Genomic DNA, 18669 nt, shown 5'->3' on the forward strand with positions numbered 1-18669 from the left:
TCTCTTCGCTGGCAAAGGCACGAAGCCAAGCCATAACCCGATGAAATTTAACGCCGAGCAAATGCGCACGCGCGGAATGCAGTGCCACGGATATGCGCTCATCGCATGAGCTTTCAGCACGCTATGCCCGTTCGCATGCAATTACGCGAAGTCCTCGGCAATGTGACCCGTAGTTGTACGGAGGACTGCGTTAGGGGTTTGCTCACTCGATTCACGTCAAAAACAATATCGGAATCAAGCAAAGGCGGGCAGCGATGGCGCTCAATCCCACGGAGCCGAAGTGGTCGTTGCGATTGCCCGCCGATTGCAGCATCGCGGCCATTCGCAATGTCTATGAGCTCATTCGCGAGGCGTTCGGCCGCCAGGAGCGGCTCGAGATCGACTGTTCGAGCGTCGACAAGGCCGACGTGACCTCGATCCAGCTTTTGCTGTCGACCGCCAGGACGGGCGAGGCCCAGGGCCGCCCGGTGGTGCTCACATCATTCTCTCAATCCCTGCGCAACACCCTTCGCCGCGCCGGCTTTGCCAGCGAGGCGATGATCGATCAGCACTTCCCGCAAAAGAAAGATGGCGTCTAATGGCCACGATTCTGACCGTCGACGATTCCCCCAGCATTCGGCAAATGATCAAGGTCGTGCTCGAGCCGGCCGGTCACAACGTGATCGAGGCCGGCGACGGCGCGCAGGGGCTCGCCAAGGCCCAGGCCGGCAAGCTCGACCTCGTCATCACCGACCTCAATATGCCCGTGATGAACGGGTTGGAGCTGATCCGGGCGCTCCGCAAGCTTCCGAGCGCGGTCGGCATGCCCATCGTGTTCCTGACCACCGAATCCAACGACACGGTGAAGCAGGAAGCCAAGAGCGCCGGCGCCACCGGCTGGATCACCAAGCCCTTCAAGCCCGAGCAACTGCTCGCCGTCGTCGGCAAGCTGGTGCGTGCATGAGCGCGATCGACCCGACCGAGATCTTTCGTCAGGAAGCCAGCGAGCTCTTCGAAGTTCTTGAAGGGGCTCTGCTCGATCTCGGCCTGCGTCCCGACGACCGTGAACTGGTCGATTCCGCCTTCCGTGCCTTGCATACGATCAAGGGCTCGGGCGCCATGTTCGGCTTCGACAAGGTTGCCTCTTTCACCCACGAATTCGAGACCGCCTTCGACCGCGTCCGCAAGGGCGAGATCAAGCCGACGCAGGAGCTGATCTCGGTCGCGCTCGCCGCCAAGGACTACATCCGCGCGCTGATCGAGGATCCCCAGTCGACCGACGACGTCATCGGCGATGCCATCCTCGACGACCTCAGGCGCTTCGTGTCGTCCGACCAGCCTGTTGCACCGGTCGCCGAGATCGCCGAGGCGCCGCCGCTGGCCCCCGGCGAGAGCAATCAGGCCGGCTGGCATCTCTATCTGGAATTCGAATCCCACGTCCTGCGCAACGGCTCCAACCCGCTCGACCTGCTGGAAGACCTCTGCAAGCTCGGCCCCTGCTTCGTCGTGCCCGTTACCGACGGCATCCCGTTCCTCGACGAGCTCGAGCCGGACGACTGCTATCTGAAGTGGGACGTCAAGCTGCACGCGGCCTGCGACAAGGACGCGATCGACGACGTCTTCATGTTCGTCCAGGACGAGATGAAACTGACGCTTTCGCCGCTGGAGCAGATCGAAGCGCCTCCGCCGATGCCGCTATTCCAGCTGCTCGACGAGGAGCCGGTCCCGATGGCCGAAATGCGTGCGCTGGTGGTCGAGGCTGCTGCGCCCGTCGCCGCGCCGCCCGCCGCAAAGGCGGAACCCAAATCTGAATCGAATCCGGAGCCGAAGCCTGAGTCCAAGCGCGACGATCGCGGCATCGCCACCGTTCGCGTCCAGGCCGAGCGTCTCGACGAGCTGATGGACCGGGTTGGCGAACTCGTCATCGCCCAGGCGCGGCTGACCCAGCTGGCCGCTTCCGGCTCCGACCTCTCGATCAAGATGATCGCCGAGGAAATCGAGCGCCTCGCTTCCTCGTTGCGCGACACCACGATTGGCGCGCGCATGGTGCCGATCGGCTCGCTGTTCGGCCGCTTCCGCCGCCTGATCCATGACCTGTCGCGCGATCTGTCAAAACCGGTCGAATTCGTCACCACGGGTGAGGATACCGAGCTCGACAAGACCATGATCGAGTGCCTCGCCGATCCCTTGGTGCATTTGATCCGCAACGCCATCGATCACGGCATCGAGGATACCGCTACCCGCTCCGCCAACGGCAAGACCGAGCAGGGCCGGATCGAGCTCGCCGCGGTTCATTCCGGCGCGCAGGTGCTGGTCACCGTGAAGGATAATGGCGGCGGTCTCAACACCGCCCGCATCCGTGCGAAAGCGGAGGAGCAGGGGCTGATCGCCGCCGGCGCGGTGCTTACCGATCACGAAATTCACCAGTTCCTGTTCCACCCGGGCTTCTCGACTGCGCAGACCATCTCGGCGCTGTCCGGCCGCGGCGTCGGCATGGACGTGGTCAAGCGCACCATCGAGAACATGCGCGGCACGATCGATTTGTCGACCAGGCCGGGCCAGGGCACCACGGTGACGCTGCGCCTGCCGCTGACGCTCGCGATCATCGAAGGTCTGCTGATTCGCGTCGGCGAAGGCCGCTACATCATCCCGCTGTCGGCGGTGGAGGAATGCGTCGAGCTGACGGCCGATGACGAGCGCTCCCGCGGCCGCAACTTCCTCAACGTTCGCGGCAACCTCGTGCCGTTCCTGCGCTTGCGCGAGATCATGACCGCGTCGGGGGCGCCCGACCGCCATCAGAAGACGATCATCATCTCGACGGGCGAAAGCCGCGTCGGACTCGTCGTCGACCAGATCATCGGCAACCACCAGACCGTGATCAAGTCGCTCTCCAAGCTGCATTCGGACGTCACGATCTTCTCCGGTGCGACCATTCTGGGCGACGGCACCGCGGCGCTGATCCTCGACGTCGCGCAGCTCGTCGCGCTGGCGCAGTCGAAGATCGAGAAGCAGCACATCAGCGAGGCGGCGTGATGAACGAGATGCAGACCGGCGAGCATCAGACCGGCGCAATGCAGGTCGTGATGATCGGCCTCGGTGAGGAGAAGTTCGCGCTCGACGCGGGCCTCGTGCGCGAGATCATCGATCCCGTGCCGGTCACCAAAGTGGCAGGCGCACGTTCCTTCGTTCCCAGCGTCATCAACGTGCGCGGCAACGTCATTCCGCTCGCGGATTTGCGGATCCGCTTCGGCATGCCGCAGCTCGACGATTCGGCCGACACGCGCATCGTCGTCATCGAGCTCGAGCTCGACGGCGAGCCCGTGCTGGTCGGCCTGACCGCCGACAAGGTCTACGAGGTCACCGAAATATCGCAGACCGACGTGCAGCAGACGCCGCGCGTCGGCATGCACTGGAAGCCGGAGTTCATCCGCTTCATTGCGAAATGGCGTGAAGAGTTCGTCATCGTTCCCAACATGGAACGCATTCTGAATTGAAATGAAGTCTCGGGGCGAGACTGGGTAGGGGCTGGAAATGAGATTTACGGTCAAGGCAAAGCTTGCCAGCGCGTTCGGTGTGGTCCTGTTGCTCTCGATGGCGGCGGGCGGCCTGGCTTATGTGAAGCTGAGCGAGATGATCGACACTGCGGATAGCCTTGTCTCGCGCGCCGGCCGGATGGAACGTGCGGCGGAAATCGAGAAGGGAATCCTGTTCCAGGTCCGCGCCGAGAAAAACCTCATTCTCGCGTCGGAAAGTGAAGCCGAACGCTTCCTCGGCGACATCGCCAAGCAGCGCGAGACGCTTCTGAAGCTGAAGGAAGAGATCCACGCGGTTGCCTCTCCCGAGGGCAAGAAGCTCATCGAGAATTTTGGCGCCGCTTATGCGCGGATGAACGCAGTCCAGGATGACGCGCTCAAGACCGCGCGGAGCGACAAGGCGAAGGCCGCCGAGCGCTCGATGACCGAGGTTCGCAAGGCGGTCGGCGAAGCGATGGAAGCCGCCAATGCCTATGTCACCAACGTCAAGAAGAACATGGCCGACCAGTCGGCCCAGGCGCACGAAGACGGCAACCGCGCCCATATCCTGCTGGTCTCGGCCGTGCTGGCATCGCTCGCCATCGGCCTGATCGCCGCGATCTGGATTTCCATCAGCATTGCCCGTGGCCTCAATCGTGCGGTCGGCCTTGCCGGCGCGGTGGCGGGCGGCGACCTCAGCCAGACGATCAACGTCTCCAGCAATGACGAGATCGGCGATCTCGTCAAATCGCTCAACATGATGGTCGAAAAGCTTCGGCAGGTTGTCGAGGAAGCCCTCACCGCGGCAAACAACGTCTCCGCCGGCAGCCAGGAGCTCTCCGCCAGCGCCGAGCAGCTCTCGCAGGGCGCGACCGAGCAGGCTTCGTCTGCCGAGGAAGCCTCTTCCTCGATGGAGGAGATGGCCTCGAACGTGAAGCAGAACGCAGACAACGCCAACCAGACCGAGAAGATCGCCACGCAGTCGGCCAAGGATGCCGAAGCCAGCGGCGTCGCGGTGGGCCGCGCCGTCAACGCGATGCAGACCATCGCCGAGAAGATCACCATCGTGCAGGAAATCGCGCGGCAGACGGATCTGCTGGCCCTCAACGCGGCGGTCGAGGCCGCACGCGCCGGCGAGCACGGCAAGGGCTTTGCGGTGGTTGCCTCCGAAGTGCGCAAGCTGGCCGAGCGCAGCCAGGCTGCGGCCGCGGAGATCGGTACGCTGTCGACGGAGAGCGTGAAGGTTGCCCAGGAAGCCGGCGGCATGCTGTCGAAGCTCGTCCCCGACATCAAGAAGACTGCCGAGCTGGTTCAGGAGATCACCGCGGCCTGCCGGGAGCAGGACGTCGGCTCGGCCCAGATCAACCAGGCCATCCAACAGCTCGACAAGGTGGGCCAGCAGAACGCCAGCGCCTCGGAGCAGGTCTCGTCCACATCGGAAGAGCTCGCCTCGCAGGCCGAGCAGCTTCAGTCGACGATCTCCTTCTTCCGGATCGAGCATGCCGCCCGCAATGAAAGAGCCGCACCCGCGCCGATCGACCGCGCAGTTGGCCAGCTGCGTGCCAAGGCCGCAACCATGGCGGCGGCCGATCGTGGCTCGAAGAAGTCCGGGCCCGTCCGCAAGCCGGCGCGTGCGATGAAAGTCGCTGGCGGTGGCGGCTTCGCCTTCGATATGCATGACGGCGAGGATGACCGCGACGCCGATTTCCAACGCTGATCGACCGGTCCGGCTCGTGCCGGACCGTGCTCATTCGTAAACCCGGGATCCCTGGACTGAATCATGGCCGCAACCTCGCAATATCTGACGCTCGGGCTCGCCGGCGAAACGTTCGGCATCAGCATCCGTAACGTCCGCGAAATCCTCGACATGCGGCCGATCTCGCGCCTGCCGCATGCGCCGAATTTCCTGCTCGGCATGATCGACGTGCGCGGCAGCGGCTATCCGATCGTCGATCTCCGAACCAAGCTCGGCCTGCCGAGCGTGGCGGCTACCGAGGCGACCCGCATCATCATCCTCGACGTGCCGATGAAGGATCGTCTGGTCGGCGTCGGCTTCGTCGCCGACTGCGTGTTCGAGGTCACCGACATCGACGAGCAGGCGATCGAACCAATCCCCGAGGTCGGCGGCAAATGGCAGTCAAACTATGCAGCCGGCATCGGCCGCAAGGGCGAGAAATTTGTCGTCATCTTCGATCTCGCCAAGTTGATGGCGAACGATGAGATTCTGGAAGACAGCAGCGCGGATGCCTCCCGCGCCGCCTGAGTTTGCAAGAGTGAAGCGTGGCCAAGCGTAGCACCCCAATTCGAACCAACGAGACCGACATGAGATTCACCGTCAAAGCCAAGCTTGCCAGCGCCTTCGGCGTCGTCATCCTGCTCTCCATGGTCGCCGGCGGCGTCGCCTATATGAAGTTGAACGACATGGTCGCGACCGCCGAGCACCTGTCGGCCAGGGCCGGTCGGCTGGCGAAAGTCGGCGAGCTTCAGGAAGCCGTATTGCTTCAGGTGCGAGCGGAAAAGAACACCATCCTGGCGGCCGATGCCGATCAGGACAAGTTTATCGGCCAGATCGCCCAGCTTCGCGAGCGCGCCTTGAAGGTGAAGGACGAGGTCTACGCCAGTGCGAGCGAGACCGGCAGGAAACTGATCGAGACGTTCGCCAACGCGTACGCAAATGCGAACAACGTCCAGGATCAAACGCTCGCGTTGGCGAAGCACGATAGGGCCAAGGCGACCGAGCGGTCCATGACCGAGGGCCTGAAGGCCTCCACGCCGGCACTCAACGCGGCGAGCGATTACATCACCTATGTCAAGAAACAGATGGCTGACGAGAGCGAGCAGGCAAGAATCGACGGTGGCCGCGCCATCATCATTCTGCTCTCGCTGATCCTCGCATCGCTGGTCATTGCTATAGGTGCCGCCGTCTGGATGGCGCTGAACATCAGCCGGTCGCTTTCCAATGCGGTAAGCCTCGCGGACGCGGTGGCAATCGGCGATCTCAGCCAGAAGATCGAGTCCTTTAGCAATGACGAGATCGGGGATCTCATCAAGTCGCTGAATGCGATGACTGTAAATCTGAACCAGACTGCGGCTGTGGCCAACGAGATCGCACATGGCAATCTCACGGTCGAAGCCAAGCCGCTGTCGGAGAAGGATACGCTGGGCCTTGCACTCGAGCGCATGGTGGAAAAGCTCCGTCAGATCGTGTCGGAGGCCTTGACCGCGGCGCAGAACGTCTCCGCGGGCAGCCAGGAGCTCTCCGCCAGCGCCGAGCAGTTGTCGCAGGGCGCCACCGAGCAGGCTTCGTCAGCGGAAGAGGCTTCCTCCTCGATGGAGGAGATGGCTTCGAACGTGAAGCAGAACGCCGACAACGCCAACCAGACCGAGAAAATCGCCGCGCAGTCGGCCAAGGACGCCGAGGCCAGCGGCGCCGCGGTGGGGCGCGCCGTCAATGCGATGCAGACCATCGCCGAGAAGATCACGATCGTGCAGGAGATTGCACGCCAGACCGACCTGCTCGCGCTCAATGCGGCGGTCGAGGCTGCGCGCGCCGGCGAGCACGGCAAGGGCTTTGCGGTGGTGGCCTCCGAAGTGCGCAAGCTTGCCGAGCGCAGCCAGGCTGCGGCGGCCGAGATCGGCACATTGTCGACCGAAACCGTCAAGGTCGCGCAGGAAGCCGGCAATATGCTCGCCAAGCTCGTTCCGGACATCAAGAAGACCGCCGAGCTCGTCGAGGAAATCACCGCGGCCTGCCGCGAGCAGGACGTTGGCTCAGCCCAGATCAACCAGGCGATCCAGCAGCTCGACAAGGTCGGCCAGCAGAACGCCAGCGCGTCCGAGCAGGTGTCCTCGACCTCCGAGGAGCTGGCCTCGCAGGCCGAGCAGCTTCAGTCCACCATCGCTTACTTCCGCATCGAGCATGGCGGAAAGGGTCACGCGCCCGCGCCAATCGACCGGGCCGTCAACCAGCTGCGCGCCAAGGCGGTCACGATGGCGGCCGTCGAGCGTCCGGCCAAGAAGCCGCAGGCCAAGCCGGCGCGCGCCATGAAGGTGGCCGGTGGCGGCGGCTTCGCCTTCGACATGAACGACGGCGAGGACGATCGGGACGCCGATTTCCAGCGCTGAGACCCGTCAAGAGATCGGCCCATCCTTACCGGTGGGCCGAGCTGCCGCCACTGATTGTGTAAACGCGTGGGATTCAAGATGGCCCGTACGGCCCGACATTCAGTGCAGGCGGCCACCCCGGATGAGGGCAGGCAACGATGATGCCCGCCGTGCAGGATACGGCCGTCCATCTGTCGGACCGCCACTTCCGGACCATCGCCGAATTGATCGAGGGCCAGGTCGGCATCAAGCTGCCGCAGGGCAAGCGGCTGATGCTGGAGGGGCGGCTGCACAAACGCGTCCGTGCGCTGAACTTTTCCGATCTCAACGAGTATGTTGATAACCTGTTCGAGGCGGATCATTTCGACACCGAGCTTACCCATCTCATCGACGTGGTGACGACCAACAAGACCGACTTCTTCCGGGAGCCCCAGCACTTCACCTTTATGCGGGAGGTCGCGATCCCAGCCTTGCTCAAATCGCATGGACGGAAGAACGCGAACCTGAAGGTCTGGAGCTCGGCGAGCTCCACCGGCATGGAAGCCTACACCACCGCCATGGTGCTGGACGACATGACGCGGAACGGCTCGCGGTTTCAGTACCGTATCCTCGGGACCGACATCTCGACCGCGGTGTTGCGCCTCGCCAAGGCCGCGATCTACACCCGCGACGTGCTAGCCCCGGTGCCGGAACCCTTCGTGAAACGGTATTTCTTGTCGTCGCGGGACAAGTCGCGCGGCGAGGTGCGGGTGGTGCCGGAACTGCGGAGCATGGTGCATTTCATGCGGATGAACCTCATGGATGCGTCCTATCCCGTCGATCGCGACGTCGACATCATCTTCTGCCGCAACGTCCTGATTTATTTCGAGCGCGAGACGCAGCGCAAGGTGATCGAGCAATTGTGCAGCCATTTGCGGCCCGGCGGCTATCTGCTGGTCGGGCATTCGGAATCGATGATTCACAGTGCAGTGCCGGGTCTGAAGCAAGTTCAGCCGACGATTTTCAAGGTCTAGCCGGAGCGCAACCAAAATGCCGAGGGAGAAAGTTCGCGTACTGATCGTGGACGATTCGGCGTCGGTGCGCCAAATCCTGCAGACGATCCTCAATGACGATCCCGACATCGAGGTCATGGGAGCGGCGTCGGATCCGTTTGCGGCGGCGCGACGTCTCCAGAACGAAATTCCCGATGTCATGATCCTCGACCTGGAAATGCCGCGCATGGACGGCATGACGTTCCTGCGCAAGATCATGGCGCAGCGTCCGATCCCCGTGATCATCTGCTCCTCGCTGACCGAGGAGGGCTCGGACGTGATGTTCGAGGCGTTCGAGGCGGGCGCCGTCGACATCGTGCCGAAGCCGAAGATCGACACGCGGCAGGCTTTGCTCGAATGCTCCACGCGGCTGCGCGAGGCCGTGAAGTCGGCAGCGCGTGCGCGGGTGCGCCCTCGTTCGGAGCGGCGGACGATCGAGAAGAAGCTCACCGCGGACGCCATCATTCCACCCCCGGTGCAGGGCAAGGTCCGGCCGACGACCGAACGCATCGTGTGCATCGGTGCTTCGACCGGCGGAACCGAAGCGCTCAACGACGTTCTCGAAATGCTACCGCCGCACTGTCCGCCCATCGTTATCGTCCAGCACATGCCGGCAGGCTTCACCGCGGCCTTTGCCAGGCGTCTCGACAGCGTCTGCCAGATCCGGGTCAAGGAGGCCGAGGACGGCGAGCCGGTGCTGCCAGGCTGCGCCTATATCGCGCCGGGCGCCCGTCACATGCTGCTCCAGCGCATCGGCCTGCGCTACCAGATCGCCATCAAGGACGGCCCGCCGGTGTCGCGGCATCGCCCGTCCGTGGACGTGCTGTTCCGCTCGGCGGCCCAGCATGCGGGCGCCAACGCGCTTGGTGTGATCATGACCGGCATGGGCGACGACGGCGCACGCGGAATGCTGGAGATGCGCAAGCTCGGCGCCTCGACACGGGCGCAGGATGAGGAGAGCTGCGTGGTGTTCGGCATGCCCAAGGAAGCCATTGCCCATGGCGGTGTCGAAAAGGTCGTCTCGCTGCATCATATCCCGCGCGAGATCATGCTCTGGTACCAGGCCGGGCATACGGCGCTGACAGGTTGATCGCAATGTCTGCCATTCCTGCCAATACGCTCGCCGAGGCGACCGCCGCGATCGATGACGTCTCGTCGCGGATCGAGGAGGTCTTTGCGCGGGTCGGCCACGAGCTTGGGCGCGGCCACCTCATCTTCAAGGAGCTGAACCAGGGCCTCGCGACGCTCTCCGAGGAGCTCGCGGGCGCCGAGATCGAGGGGGCGGCGACGGCGCTACAGGAGATCGCCGCACGGCTCAGCGAGCTTGCGCAGGCACTCCCGGCCGAGAGCGCCCTGCTTGCGACGATCGGCACGAGCACCGCGCAGGCGTCTTCGCTGCTCAAGCCGCTGTTCAAGCACATCCAGATGATCACCATCATCGCGCGCAGCGCGCGGATCGAGGCGGCTTCGCTCGACGGCGACCGGGAGGGTTTTCTGGCCTTCACGCAGGAGGCCTACGATCTCGGCAAGGCGGTGCAGCGTTCGATCGAGGGCTGCGCGCGGGATCAGCAGCGCCTGTCGGAAGCGGTCGCCACCGCCTCCGGCCGGCAGAAGGAGTTCGAGAGCCGTTACGGGAACCAACTGGTGTCGGAGAGCGCCGAGCTCGGAGCAGCCTATTCGGGATTGCGCGACCAGCGCCGCAACAGCAGCCAGCTCGCCGTTCTTGCCAGCAGCAGCACCAAAAAGATCGCCGAGGCGGTCGGCAGCGCCATCATTTCCCTGCAGGCGGGAGACAGCACACGCCAGCGTCTCGAGCACGTCTCTCACGGCCTCGGCCTGGTGTCGGGCTCCGCCCCGAACCTCGTTCCCGAACCGGTTGCGAGCGACGACGGCGCGCGCGCGATCTGCCTGTTGCAGGCGGCCCTGCTCAGGGACGCCCAGCGCGAGTTCGGCGGCGACATCGGCCAGATCGTTCGCGCGCTGACGGCCATCCTGCACGATGCGGGAAGCGTCGTCGGCCACGGCCGCACGCTGTTCGGCGGTGAGGATGGTGGCTCGTCGTCGTTCCTGGCGCGCATCAAGCAGACGCTGGCGCACGCCTCGACCCTGATCGCGACCTGCGAGGGTGCCGGCCGCTCGGTCGACGAGGCGCTCGCGATCGTCGAGGACACGCTGGCAAAATTTCGCCACGCGATCGCCGGCCTCGCCGAGGCGAGCGTCGACATCACGCTGATCGGAATGAACGCCGGCCTCAAGGCAAGCCATCTCGGCAGCCGCGGCAGTGCCTTCGTCGTCATCGCCAACGAGCTCAAGGCGACCGCCGACCAGGTCTCGGCGGGCGCAGGGCGCCTGCGGCCCGTGCTCGACGGCATCGAGCGGTCGGCCAGGGAGTTGAAGGAGCTCCGCGTGCAGGGCGATCCCACGCAGCTCACCAACCTCGAGCCGCAGATCCTCCAGGCGCTGCGCGAGGTCGAGGCCGGCAACGAACGGCTCGGCAAGCTGATGAGCCGGCTCGTCGACGAGGGCGCGGAGTTCGAGCGTCTGATGAATTCGGCGCAAGGCCTGATGACCACGCTCGGCGACAGCTCCGCGGCATTGCCCGCGGTCGCCGCGCGCCTCGAGACTGCGAGCGCGGGCGCACTGCGGCCGAAGCCCCATGCAGAGGACGAAGCGATGCTCGACGATCTGTTCGCGCACTACACCATGGAGCGCGAGCGGGCCGTCCACCGGGAATTCCTTCAAGCGCTGGGGCTGGCGTCGATCGCCGCCGCGCGCCGGGTCGAGGCGGTCGAGACCGCCGATGACGGCATAGAATTATTTTAACTCGCTGTCGGCATCGCATCGCGCGTCGGCAGCAATTTGACCGGTTGGTTTTGCAAGGCGTTAACCGTGGCGGAATGCTTGCCGCGTCGGTCATTGTCGCGCCCCAGAGTTGGTTGCAAATACGTTTGAATTTCACGGCGGATGTTTTCATGCTGAGAGACGGCAAATACGCTGCATGGTTCAGGACCCCGCGCGGTCAGGGCACGGGCGTCGTGCATCTGGCGGAGGGGCGAATCTCCGGCAGCGACAGCTTCTTCACGTATGGCGGCTCTTATCGAATCGACGAGCAACGCTTCACGGCGGTTCTGACCACGCGGCGACATGCCGAGGGACCGCCGACCGTGTTCGGCCCTGACGAGGTCGAGCTCAAGCTCGCGGGCGTGTGCAGCGGCGCGATGGCGACCTGCTCGGGAACGGCCAGGGAAGCACCCGATGTGACGTTCGAGGCGACGCTGATCTACAGCCAGGAAGATGCGCCGGCCAGCGACGCCCGATGCGCGGTCGTGAAACTCAATGGCAAATTGCCCAAGGGCCTCGACAGCCGTTCCCGGCCGCACCATCCGTTCACGCCGCCCAAAGCGACCCTCTCTTAAGGCGCCCGCGTCTTAGTTTTACGTTGACGCTGTTGTCGCGAAAACATGGTGCGATCGCACTGCGTCAACTCTGCTTTTAGAGCTGAAATCTAGGTTGAGGCCCACAACAAAAAGACGGACAGGGACATGCCTCAGATCTGGATGACATACGACGAACTAGGGACACTCAGCGGCTGTAGTGCCGCCGAGGCCAGGATGCAGGCGCTGCATCTGTCGCTCGATCGCCGCAAGAGCCGCGACGGGAACACCCGCGTCAAGCTGAACGCCGCATTGATGGCCCGGTTTTTCGAGACCATTCGTGAAGCCGATTTCGACCTCGACGATGCGATCGCCGCGTTGCGCGATGCGCATCGGCAGATGTCGGGAGTTGTCGCAGCCGATCCGGCAAGCGTCGGGCGCGGAGTGGCGTAAGCCCGCCGATCCGGCAGCAATCGACAGTTTTTTCGAAGCAAAAAGCTCAAGCGCGATGACGATTCATTCGAATCCCATCGCGCTTCAGGACGGCGGTCTCGGTAGAAAAGCCAGAATGGATTGAGCCAGAAGGACGCCGACGGTGCCGCCTGCCGCCTTTTGCAACACGTCGATCAAACGGGGATCGCGATCCGGCGTCACCGCCTGCAATATCTCGAGCCCGATTGCGACGGCGACCACGAAGGCGCAAGCCAGTTTGAGCCGTCCCGGCAGCAGGAAAGACAGAAGGAAGCCCAAGAGGCCGTAGGCGCTGAAGCGCTCGATCACCACGACCCAATAGGCTTCCGCATGGCCCACGAGCGCCGGCCTGCCCGCGAGCTTGGCGAGCGTGGCATAGATGATCAGCACGAGGCAGATTGCCGCGGCTGCGATGAGATGGTTGCGGCGCATGCCGCCAGCATAGCCGTTCGGCCGGTTCGCCGCTCTCGAAAGCCAAGAACATCGTTAAGGTTCAAAATCTTTCGAGGACATGAACCGAGGTTCGCGGGCGACCTGAAGCGTCCGCAGGGACCGACGTTCAACGCCGATTGTAGGACCAGCCCTGGTCGACATTGGTCGGGTAGTGGGCCGCGAAGTACGGATTCTTGAGGCAGTTTCGCGCGGGATCATAGATCCAGTCCGCGCATTCCCGGTAATTCAGGAATCTGCAATCGAAACCAAATGCGCACCATGGCGCGCCATTCGGAAATCCGAACCGCACGGGGACTTGCGCCGACGCCACTGAAGGCAGAGCCAGGAGCAAAGCTACGGCGAGTGCGCGGGACAACATGATGCATTCCTCCAATAACGACCGAGCGGTATCGAAGCCAATCGCGTGACGATCTTCCGCCGGAAAGGGGCGACATTCAATCTTGGTCGCCGGATAGCTTAACATCGAGAAGCCGAGAGATCGAGAGCGCTGAAGGCGTTCGGGCTGCGTCGATCGGCGTCTTTCGTTCCTCGGTCGATGAGGCAGCCGCGCCCGTCCATCATGCGTCGCGCACGGCCGGCGCGAAGGAGGCTAGCTCTTCTTGGAGCTCTTGGACTTCAGCGACAGGCCGAGGCGCAGGGCCATGCGCTTGACCGCATCGGGCGAGCGCCCGAGAAGTTTCGCTGCTTCTTCCAGCGAAGTCGAAGACTTGGCCAACTCCATCAGCCGGCGGTCTTCCTTGAACGACCAGGGCCTGCGCGCCATAACTGAAATCATCCTCTCGTCGACACAACGACAAAGCCGCCAAGCGGACCCACGTGCGCTCGACGGCTGTGCCTGGGTGGGGCCGGGTCTGGGGAGCCCGGTGCGAAGATGGATATGCGATCCCGCGGCGTTCGCAACAAACAACGCCGGTTAAGCTAACCGCTCAACCTTACCGCGATGAATTCGCCGGCTGACGTTCCGTATAACCACGGAGTTTTGCTGATGTGCGCGCCGATCGGAGAGCGGTCGCCGAGCGGCGGCCGGTCCTGTGGCGCCGTGATGATGAGGATACCCGATACCGCGAACAGCGGCCGATGGATCGTCGGCTCATCGAAGACAGAAGGGATCTGCTTCGAGAACCATGGCGGTGGCGGCGTCGAGCCGGGAACCGGTTCGCCCGGCCAGGACCATGCCCTTCATATGTACGCGAAGCCCGTGCCGGTCACATCGACTTGACAATGGATGGCGCGGTGGGGGCGAACCGGTCCCACGGGTGGCGGACGTCGTGCCAAACGGGAGACATCATCTCGCCGTGATCACTTGCGCGCGACCGGGAATCGTCGTCGTGACGGCTCGTCGCGGAATCAACGATGGATTGAATCATCGCATGGCGTTGATCGCAATGGCTTGCATCGAGAATCGATCCAATCGTGACGCATGCATGCGATAACGATCTCGATGAGCAGCATTGCGCTTCTCTCAGACGGCTCGTCACGAGATCGTCGAATTCGTTCGGCTATGGTCGCGCGCAAACAACCACGAACAAATCAGAAGACCGAGATGCTTCAGAGAGCGCTAGCGGCACTTCCTCTCTCCAAGATCAGAGAGCGGGCATTTGAGGGCGCGTTTTTCAGCGTTGCGCTGATCGCGATGGCGGGCTGGGTGTATTTCATCACGCTGTTGCTGGTGAGATTGTTCCTCTGGTTTTTCGGTTGAAGCGCGCGGCCGGTCGCTTAGCATGCACGATGCTGCCCAAAAAATCGCTGGCATGGCGAGAAAATCAGCGGCGCTCATCATGATCTCGACACAACTCGAAGATGAGACTGTCGCAAAGGCGTGGCGTGCATACTGAGGATTTACAATCATCTTGCAGCGGGCGCCGCGGCGGAGGTGCGTGGATCATGATGAGATCGCGGGGGACGCCATGACTGGCTCGACGATGACTGGCCCGACCATGACTGGCCCGACGACGAACAACGCACCCCGGCGATATTTCGTCGATGCGGGAGGCCGGCGGGTCCTGATCGGCCTGACGCCCGAGGAGACGTTCGAGTTCGAGCGGCTCGACAGCGGGCAGGCGCCCGGCCAAGGAGGCGTGCACGCCGCCTCCCACGGCCGTGATTTGTGGCCGGATGCCGGCGAGCGGCGCCGGCTCGAGCTCTACGAGAAGCACGAGGGCGCCTGGAAGGCCTGGATGGCGCAAAGCCGGGCGGAGACCCGGGGAGGATTCAACCTTTATTAACTATCCCGGACCCATTTTCTGGTCTGGCGCCTCGAACCGGAAAATGCACGCATGTTTCAACTCTTCCTGCGGGCCCGCACCCATAACTTCCTGAAAGACCGTTTCGGGGGGGAGCAGACGTTCCGCGCGCGCTCGCCCGAGCGTGACGCCGAGACCGATCACTCGCGCATCGAAGCGATCATGATCGCGATCGAGGACGCCCTGCACGCGGCGGAGCGGGAACAGTCGGGCCTGAACCGCCGGGTGGAAGACGTGCTGGCGCGGGCCGCCGTGACCTTCGGCAATGGCGATGACGAATATCTCGAGCGTGAGGCGCTCGACAATCACCACCAGGATCTGTTCGACAAGGAGATCTTGAACGGTCAGCGACGGCTCAAGGAGCTCGGCGCCTCGATCGCTCATTTCAGGTTCCTGAAGGCGGCGATGCTGAGCCGCTTTCCGGAGTACCGGCCTCCGGCAAGCTCCACCAATTAAGGTCGGCGCAGCGCATAGCGCCACGGCGAGCCGTTGCGGCTAGATCGCGAGCATGCTGTTGCCCTGGATGGACAGCAGCGTCAGATTTCCCGTGGCATAGGCCCCTGTATCGATGTTGGCGCGGTTCTCGAGCAGCTCGGCCTGCCGCACCGGCGTGTGACCGTGCACGACGTATTTGCCGAAGCGCCGCTTGCTCTGGAGGAATTCGTCCCTGATCCACAGCAGGTCCGCCTCGCGTTGTTCGGAGAGCGGAATTCCAGGACGCACCCCCGCATGGACGAAGAAGAAGTCGCCGCATGTGAATGTCGGTCGCAACTGACGCAGGAAAGTGACGTGCTCCGGCGGCATCGCGGATGTGAGCTCGCGCACGAGATCGGACTGCTCGTCCTTGCTGAGGCCCGGCGCGGCCGACACGCCATATGACATCAAGGTCTGGAGTCCGCCGATCTGAAACCATTCAGGGGCGCGCGAGGGGTCCTCCAGCACCGAGGTGACATAGGCCTCGTGATTGCCCTTGAGAAAGACGGTGTTGCGGTGGCGGCTGCGCCTGATCAGGAGATCGAGGGTGTGGCGGGAGTCCGGACCGCGATCGATATAGTCGCCGAGGAACACCTCGATCGCGCGATAAGGGCGGCTGTTCGCCATGTCCGCATCGATGACGGCGAACATCTGTTCGAGCAGATGCGCGCAGCCGTGGATGTCGCTGATCGCATAGATGCGCACGCCGTTCGGTAGCTTCGGCCGGGGCGAATTTGGAGGCGCGGTCGTGGGCATGGGGTCCAACTCTTCAGAGACCTTCGCCCGAGATGTCAATACATTATCGACGAAATCGGGCCGCCACGGGTCGCTTTTTTCTCTACCTCTGCTCGTGAATGCTCATTCGTACGCCTGATCGATCATCCGCGGGTTCTCGCGAATCGTCGATCCCGCCGCTCTCCCGCCGAATTAGCCGAAGCTTTGGCCGTCGAACGACGGCGCGGCGGCCTTGCTGCGATAGGCGGCCGCCCGCACGCGGAGCAGAGCCGCGCCGCAGACATAACCAAGCTGGAGCACCACCGCAAAGACGAGAATCGTAACAACGGTGTGAGCCGAATCATATCCCTGCCAGGCCGAGCCCGCACCGAGGATGGCCCCACCAAGAACGATGGCGGGCGGCAGGATGAAGACTCGGAATCGGCCTCCCAGCAACGATCCGATCAACAGGCTGAAAACGGCAACGGTACTCACGACACAACTCCTTGAATTGGTCACGAGTGTTAATGGCGGCGGCCTAATACCCGCTTAAGCGGAATGGTTGAACAGCCGTTCAAATGCGCGCGCAATTCTGCGCGAATATGCCGCGATTTGATAACAAACGCGGCGACATGCCCGCATAATTGTCACGTGTGTGACAGGACTTTGAGCATTCCATTGTCGCGGCGCTGCGTTGCACGAAAATCGATTTGATTTTTTCGTTGCACTGCCGCAATGTCGCTTTGTTTAGTTAAGATATACTTCGGACGCACGTAGAAAAAAATCGGATCGATTTACTCGCAATTCTCCATTGCGATGCGTGACGAGGCAGCGAGGTTCGGATGGCTGTAGCAACTTACGGTTCGGAAAACTATTATTCGGGTATATCGAACCGACGCGGTGCCCTCCAGAGGCCCCTGCAGGTAGCCTTGATCGCCGGTGACTTCGTTGCGGTGCTGCTTAGCTATTTCGTGGCGAGCGGTCTCTATCGCGTTCTCGTGACCGAACAGGATTCGTCCGTCGGAGCAGGTCTCGTCGTCGGCGCGGTGTTCGTGACCATCGCGTACTTCCAGGGTGTCTACGATCATCATCGCCTCTTGAGCACGATCTGGCAGCTGCGCAAGGCTCTGGCGGTCTGGTTGATCTCGCTGACCATTCTCGCGGTCGAGGCTTTTCTGCTTAAATCGTCCGCGGATCTATCGCGCGGAACCACCCTGTTGTTTGCTGCGACCGGTGGCGTTGCCTTGGGCGGTCTCCGCGTGCTGTGGCGTCTGGCGTTCACGTCGAGCTATGCCAAGGGGCGCCTGGTCGACCGGAAAGTGGTCCTGCTCAGCCTCAAGCCCCTCGATTTCACATCGAGCCGCTTCAAGGATCTGCGCAAGCACGGCTTCAACGTCGTGCGGCATTTCGTGCTCGAGCCTTCCGAAGAGGGCGCCGGCTGGGATCGCGAGATTCGCGATATCGTCCGTCAGGCGCGGACTGCGGATGTGGAAGAATATCTCCTGGTCGTTGACTGGGACGAAATGCCTCTTCTCCAGAAACTGAGCCAGCATCTGCGCGTGGTCCCTCAGCCGATCCGCCTTCTGCCGGATTTCCCGATCGCCGACCTGGTCTCGCGTCCGTTCCAGCCGGTCAGCGGCACGGTCGCGATCGAGATCCAGCGTGCGCCGCTCAGCGTCTTCGAACAGGCGCAAAAGCGCTGTCTCGATATCGGCCTCGCCTCGTTCGCCCTGCTGTTGCTGGCGCCGCTGCTGGTGACGGCCGCGATCATGATCAAGCTCGATTCGAAGGGCAGCGTGATCTTCAGGCAGTCCCGTCGCGGGTTCAACGGCAAGCAATTCCAGATCTGGAAATTCCGCTCCATGACGGTGGCGGAAAACGGTCATGTCGTCACGCAGGCGACGAAGAGCGACGTGCGGGTAACGCGGGTCGGTCGCGTGTTGCGGCGGACCAGCATCGACGAGCTGCCGCAGCTCTGGAACGTCCTTCGCGGCGAGATGTCGCTGGTCGGACCGCGCCCGCATGCGCTCGCGCACGACAATTACTATGATCAGCTCATCAGCAATTACGTCTACCGGCATCATATGAAGCCCGGCCTGACCGGTTGGGCCCAGGTCAACGGCTTCCGCGGCGAGACGCCGACCATCGACCTGATGGAAAAGCGGGTTGAGTACGACGTCTGGTACGTCAGCAATTGGAGCATCTGGCTCGACGTCAGGATCATCCTGAAGACCGCGCTGGCGCTGATCCATCAGGAAGCCTACTAAGCCGCTCGTCGTCAATTGTCCTCCGGCGCGCGCTGCTCATTGGCAGG

20 protein-coding genes are annotated in these 18669 nt (G+C 63.1%); 16 read left to right on the forward strand and 4 right to left on the reverse strand.

The genetic code is table 11. The features are described from left to right. Positions 1-254: 254 nt before the first annotated feature. The 12 genes from JQ591_RS28185 (at position 255) to JQ591_RS28240 (ending at position 12453) form a co-directional block, all read left to right on the forward strand. Positions 255-578 carry an STAS domain-containing protein gene (locus JQ591_RS28185; RefSeq protein WP_211399267.1) on the forward strand — a complete coding sequence of 108 codons (324 nt, stop codon included), beginning with the start codon at positions 255-257 and terminating at the stop codon, positions 576-578. After that, positions 578-943: a response regulator gene (locus JQ591_RS28190; protein ID WP_008142319.1), complete on the forward strand. Its 366-nt coding sequence runs from the start codon at positions 578-580 to the stop codon at positions 941-943. Before JQ591_RS28185 ends, JQ591_RS28190 begins: the two co-directional genes overlap by 1 nt. Next, positions 940-3012 (forward strand): chemotaxis protein CheA, encoded by a 2073-nt coding sequence (locus JQ591_RS28195; RefSeq protein ID WP_211399268.1) that lies wholly within the window; start codon positions 940-942, stop codon positions 3010-3012. Before JQ591_RS28190 ends, JQ591_RS28195 begins: the two co-directional genes overlap by 4 nt. Then, on the forward strand, positions 3012-3473 hold the full coding sequence (locus tag JQ591_RS28200) for a chemotaxis protein CheW (RefSeq protein ID WP_211399269.1): 462 nt from the start codon (positions 3012-3014) through the stop codon (positions 3471-3473). Before JQ591_RS28195 ends, JQ591_RS28200 begins: the two co-directional genes overlap by 1 nt. Before the next feature lie 37 nt (positions 3474-3510). Then, positions 3511-5208, forward strand: coding sequence for a methyl-accepting chemotaxis protein (locus tag JQ591_RS28205; protein ID WP_211399270.1), 1698 nt, complete (start codon positions 3511-3513; stop codon positions 5206-5208). Positions 5209-5271: 63 nt separating this feature from the next. Further along, positions 5272-5754 (forward strand): chemotaxis protein CheW, encoded by a 483-nt coding sequence (locus tag JQ591_RS28210; protein WP_211399271.1) that lies wholly within the window; start codon positions 5272-5274, stop codon positions 5752-5754. A 59-nt stretch (positions 5755-5813) separates the two neighbouring features. Beyond that, the gene (locus JQ591_RS28215; protein ID WP_211399272.1) at positions 5814-7616 is read left to right on the forward strand and encodes a methyl-accepting chemotaxis protein; all 1803 of its coding nucleotides are present in this window, start codon (positions 5814-5816) and stop codon (positions 7614-7616) included. 137 nt (positions 7617-7753) lie between these two features. Further along, positions 7754-8608, forward strand: coding sequence for a CheR family methyltransferase (locus JQ591_RS28220; RefSeq protein ID WP_211399273.1), 855 nt, complete (start codon positions 7754-7756; stop codon positions 8606-8608). Positions 8609-8624: 16 nt separating this feature from the next. Next, positions 8625-9716 carry a protein-glutamate methylesterase/protein-glutamine glutaminase gene (locus tag JQ591_RS28225; protein ID WP_211399274.1) on the forward strand — a complete coding sequence of 364 codons (1092 nt, stop codon included), beginning with the start codon at positions 8625-8627 and terminating at the stop codon, positions 9714-9716. A gap of 5 nt (positions 9717-9721) precedes the next feature. Further along, positions 9722-11449 (forward strand): chemotaxis protein, encoded by a 1728-nt coding sequence (locus tag JQ591_RS28230; protein ID WP_211399275.1) that lies wholly within the window; start codon positions 9722-9724, stop codon positions 11447-11449. A gap of 149 nt (positions 11450-11598) precedes the next feature. After that, on the forward strand, positions 11599-12042 hold the full coding sequence (locus tag JQ591_RS28235) for a hypothetical protein (protein WP_211399305.1): 444 nt from the start codon (positions 11599-11601) through the stop codon (positions 12040-12042). Between the two features lie 195 nt (positions 12043-12237). After that, positions 12238-12453, forward strand: a complete 216-nt coding sequence (locus tag JQ591_RS28240; protein ID WP_249137794.1) for a hypothetical protein — start codon at positions 12238-12240, stop codon at positions 12451-12453. Between the two features lie 84 nt (positions 12454-12537). On the opposite strand, the gene JQ591_RS28245 is transcribed toward JQ591_RS28240, so the two are convergent. Both JQ591_RS28245 and JQ591_RS28250 read right to left on the reverse strand, forming a co-directional pair. Further along, positions 12538-12903 (reverse strand): VanZ family protein, encoded by a 366-nt coding sequence (locus JQ591_RS28245; protein WP_211399277.1) that lies wholly within the window; start codon positions 12901-12903, stop codon positions 12538-12540. Positions 12904-13513: 610 nt separating this feature from the next. Beyond that, positions 13514-13687: a hypothetical protein gene (locus tag JQ591_RS28250; protein WP_197031142.1), complete on the reverse strand. Its 174-nt coding sequence runs from the start codon at positions 13685-13687 to the stop codon at positions 13514-13516. A gap of 678 nt (positions 13688-14365) precedes the next feature. Between JQ591_RS28250 and JQ591_RS28255 the strand changes: the two genes are divergently transcribed. From JQ591_RS28255 to JQ591_RS28265, 3 genes are all read left to right on the forward strand, one after another. Beyond that, on the forward strand, positions 14366-14623 hold the full coding sequence (locus JQ591_RS28255; RefSeq protein WP_211399313.1) for a hypothetical protein: 258 nt from the start codon (positions 14366-14368) through the stop codon (positions 14621-14623). A gap of 208 nt (positions 14624-14831) precedes the next feature. Beyond that, the gene (locus tag JQ591_RS28260; protein WP_211399278.1) at positions 14832-15149 is read left to right on the forward strand and encodes a hypothetical protein; all 318 of its coding nucleotides are present in this window, start codon (positions 14832-14834) and stop codon (positions 15147-15149) included. Positions 15150-15200: 51 nt separating this feature from the next. Continuing rightward, positions 15201-15623, forward strand: coding sequence for a hypothetical protein (locus tag JQ591_RS28265; protein WP_211399279.1), 423 nt, complete (start codon positions 15201-15203; stop codon positions 15621-15623). A 39-nt stretch (positions 15624-15662) separates the two neighbouring features. On the opposite strand, the gene JQ591_RS28270 is transcribed toward JQ591_RS28265, so the two are convergent. After that, positions 15663-16397, reverse strand: a complete 735-nt coding sequence (locus JQ591_RS28270; protein WP_211399280.1) for a metallophosphoesterase family protein — start codon at positions 16395-16397, stop codon at positions 15663-15665. Between the two features lie 171 nt (positions 16398-16568). Continuing rightward, positions 16569-16850, reverse strand: a complete 282-nt coding sequence (locus JQ591_RS28275; protein WP_349630412.1) for a hypothetical protein — start codon at positions 16848-16850, stop codon at positions 16569-16571. Positions 16851-17197: 347 nt separating this feature from the next. Between JQ591_RS28275 and JQ591_RS28280 the strand changes: the two genes are divergently transcribed. Continuing rightward, entirely contained in the window at positions 17198-18622 is a 1425-nt protein-coding gene (locus JQ591_RS28280; protein WP_349630413.1) for an undecaprenyl-phosphate glucose phosphotransferase, read from the forward strand. The last annotated feature ends 47 nt before the right edge of the window (positions 18623-18669 follow it).

The organism is Bradyrhizobium canariense, from assembly GCF_018130465.1.
In the GTDB taxonomy this organism is placed as follows: Bacteria; Pseudomonadota; Alphaproteobacteria; order Rhizobiales; family Xanthobacteraceae; genus Bradyrhizobium; species Bradyrhizobium canariense_C.

What these genes read in the sequence shown, in the direction of transcription:
- JQ591_RS28185 (WP_211399267.1), top strand. Translation starts at nt 255, where the DNA reads ATGGCGCTCAATCCCACGGAGCCGAAGTGGTCGTTGCGATTGCCCGCC.
- JQ591_RS28190 (WP_008142319.1), top strand. Translation starts at nt 578, where the DNA reads ATGGCCACGATTCTGACCGTCGACGATTCCCCCAGCATTCGGCAAATG.
- JQ591_RS28195 (WP_211399268.1), top strand. Translation starts at nt 940, where the DNA reads ATGAGCGCGATCGACCCGACCGAGATCTTTCGTCAGGAAGCCAGCGAG.
- JQ591_RS28200 (WP_211399269.1), top strand. Translation starts at nt 3,012, where the DNA reads ATGAACGAGATGCAGACCGGCGAGCATCAGACCGGCGCAATGCAGGTC.
- JQ591_RS28205 (WP_211399270.1), top strand. Translation starts at nt 3,511, where the DNA reads ATGAGATTTACGGTCAAGGCAAAGCTTGCCAGCGCGTTCGGTGTGGTC.
- JQ591_RS28210 (WP_211399271.1), top strand. Translation starts at nt 5,272, where the DNA reads ATGGCCGCAACCTCGCAATATCTGACGCTCGGGCTCGCCGGCGAAACG.
- JQ591_RS28215 (WP_211399272.1), top strand. Translation starts at nt 5,814, where the DNA reads ATGAGATTCACCGTCAAAGCCAAGCTTGCCAGCGCCTTCGGCGTCGTC.
- JQ591_RS28220 (WP_211399273.1), top strand. Translation starts at nt 7,754, where the DNA reads ATGATGCCCGCCGTGCAGGATACGGCCGTCCATCTGTCGGACCGCCAC.
- JQ591_RS28225 (WP_211399274.1), top strand. Translation starts at nt 8,625, where the DNA reads ATGCCGAGGGAGAAAGTTCGCGTACTGATCGTGGACGATTCGGCGTCG.
- JQ591_RS28230 (WP_211399275.1), top strand. Translation starts at nt 9,722, where the DNA reads ATGTCTGCCATTCCTGCCAATACGCTCGCCGAGGCGACCGCCGCGATC.
- JQ591_RS28235 (WP_211399305.1), top strand. Translation starts at nt 11,599, where the DNA reads ATGCTGAGAGACGGCAAATACGCTGCATGGTTCAGGACCCCGCGCGGT.
- JQ591_RS28240 (WP_249137794.1), top strand. Translation starts at nt 12,238, where the DNA reads ATGCAGGCGCTGCATCTGTCGCTCGATCGCCGCAAGAGCCGCGACGGG.
- JQ591_RS28245 (WP_211399277.1), bottom strand. Translation starts at nt 12,903, where the DNA reads ATGCGCCGCAACCATCTCATCGCAGCCGCGGCAATCTGCCTCGTGCTG.
- JQ591_RS28250 (WP_197031142.1), bottom strand. Translation starts at nt 13,687, where the DNA reads ATGGCGCGCAGGCCCTGGTCGTTCAAGGAAGACCGCCGGCTGATGGAG.
- JQ591_RS28255 (WP_211399313.1), top strand. Translation starts at nt 14,366, where the DNA reads ATGAGCAGCATTGCGCTTCTCTCAGACGGCTCGTCACGAGATCGTCGA.
- JQ591_RS28260 (WP_211399278.1), top strand. Translation starts at nt 14,832, where the DNA reads ATGACTGGCTCGACGATGACTGGCCCGACCATGACTGGCCCGACGACG.
- JQ591_RS28265 (WP_211399279.1), top strand. Translation starts at nt 15,201, where the DNA reads ATGTTTCAACTCTTCCTGCGGGCCCGCACCCATAACTTCCTGAAAGAC.
- JQ591_RS28270 (WP_211399280.1), bottom strand. Translation starts at nt 16,397, where the DNA reads ATGCCCACGACCGCGCCTCCAAATTCGCCCCGGCCGAAGCTACCGAAC.
- JQ591_RS28280 (WP_349630413.1), top strand. Translation starts at nt 17,198, where the DNA reads ATGGCTGTAGCAACTTACGGTTCGGAAAACTATTATTCGGGTATATCG.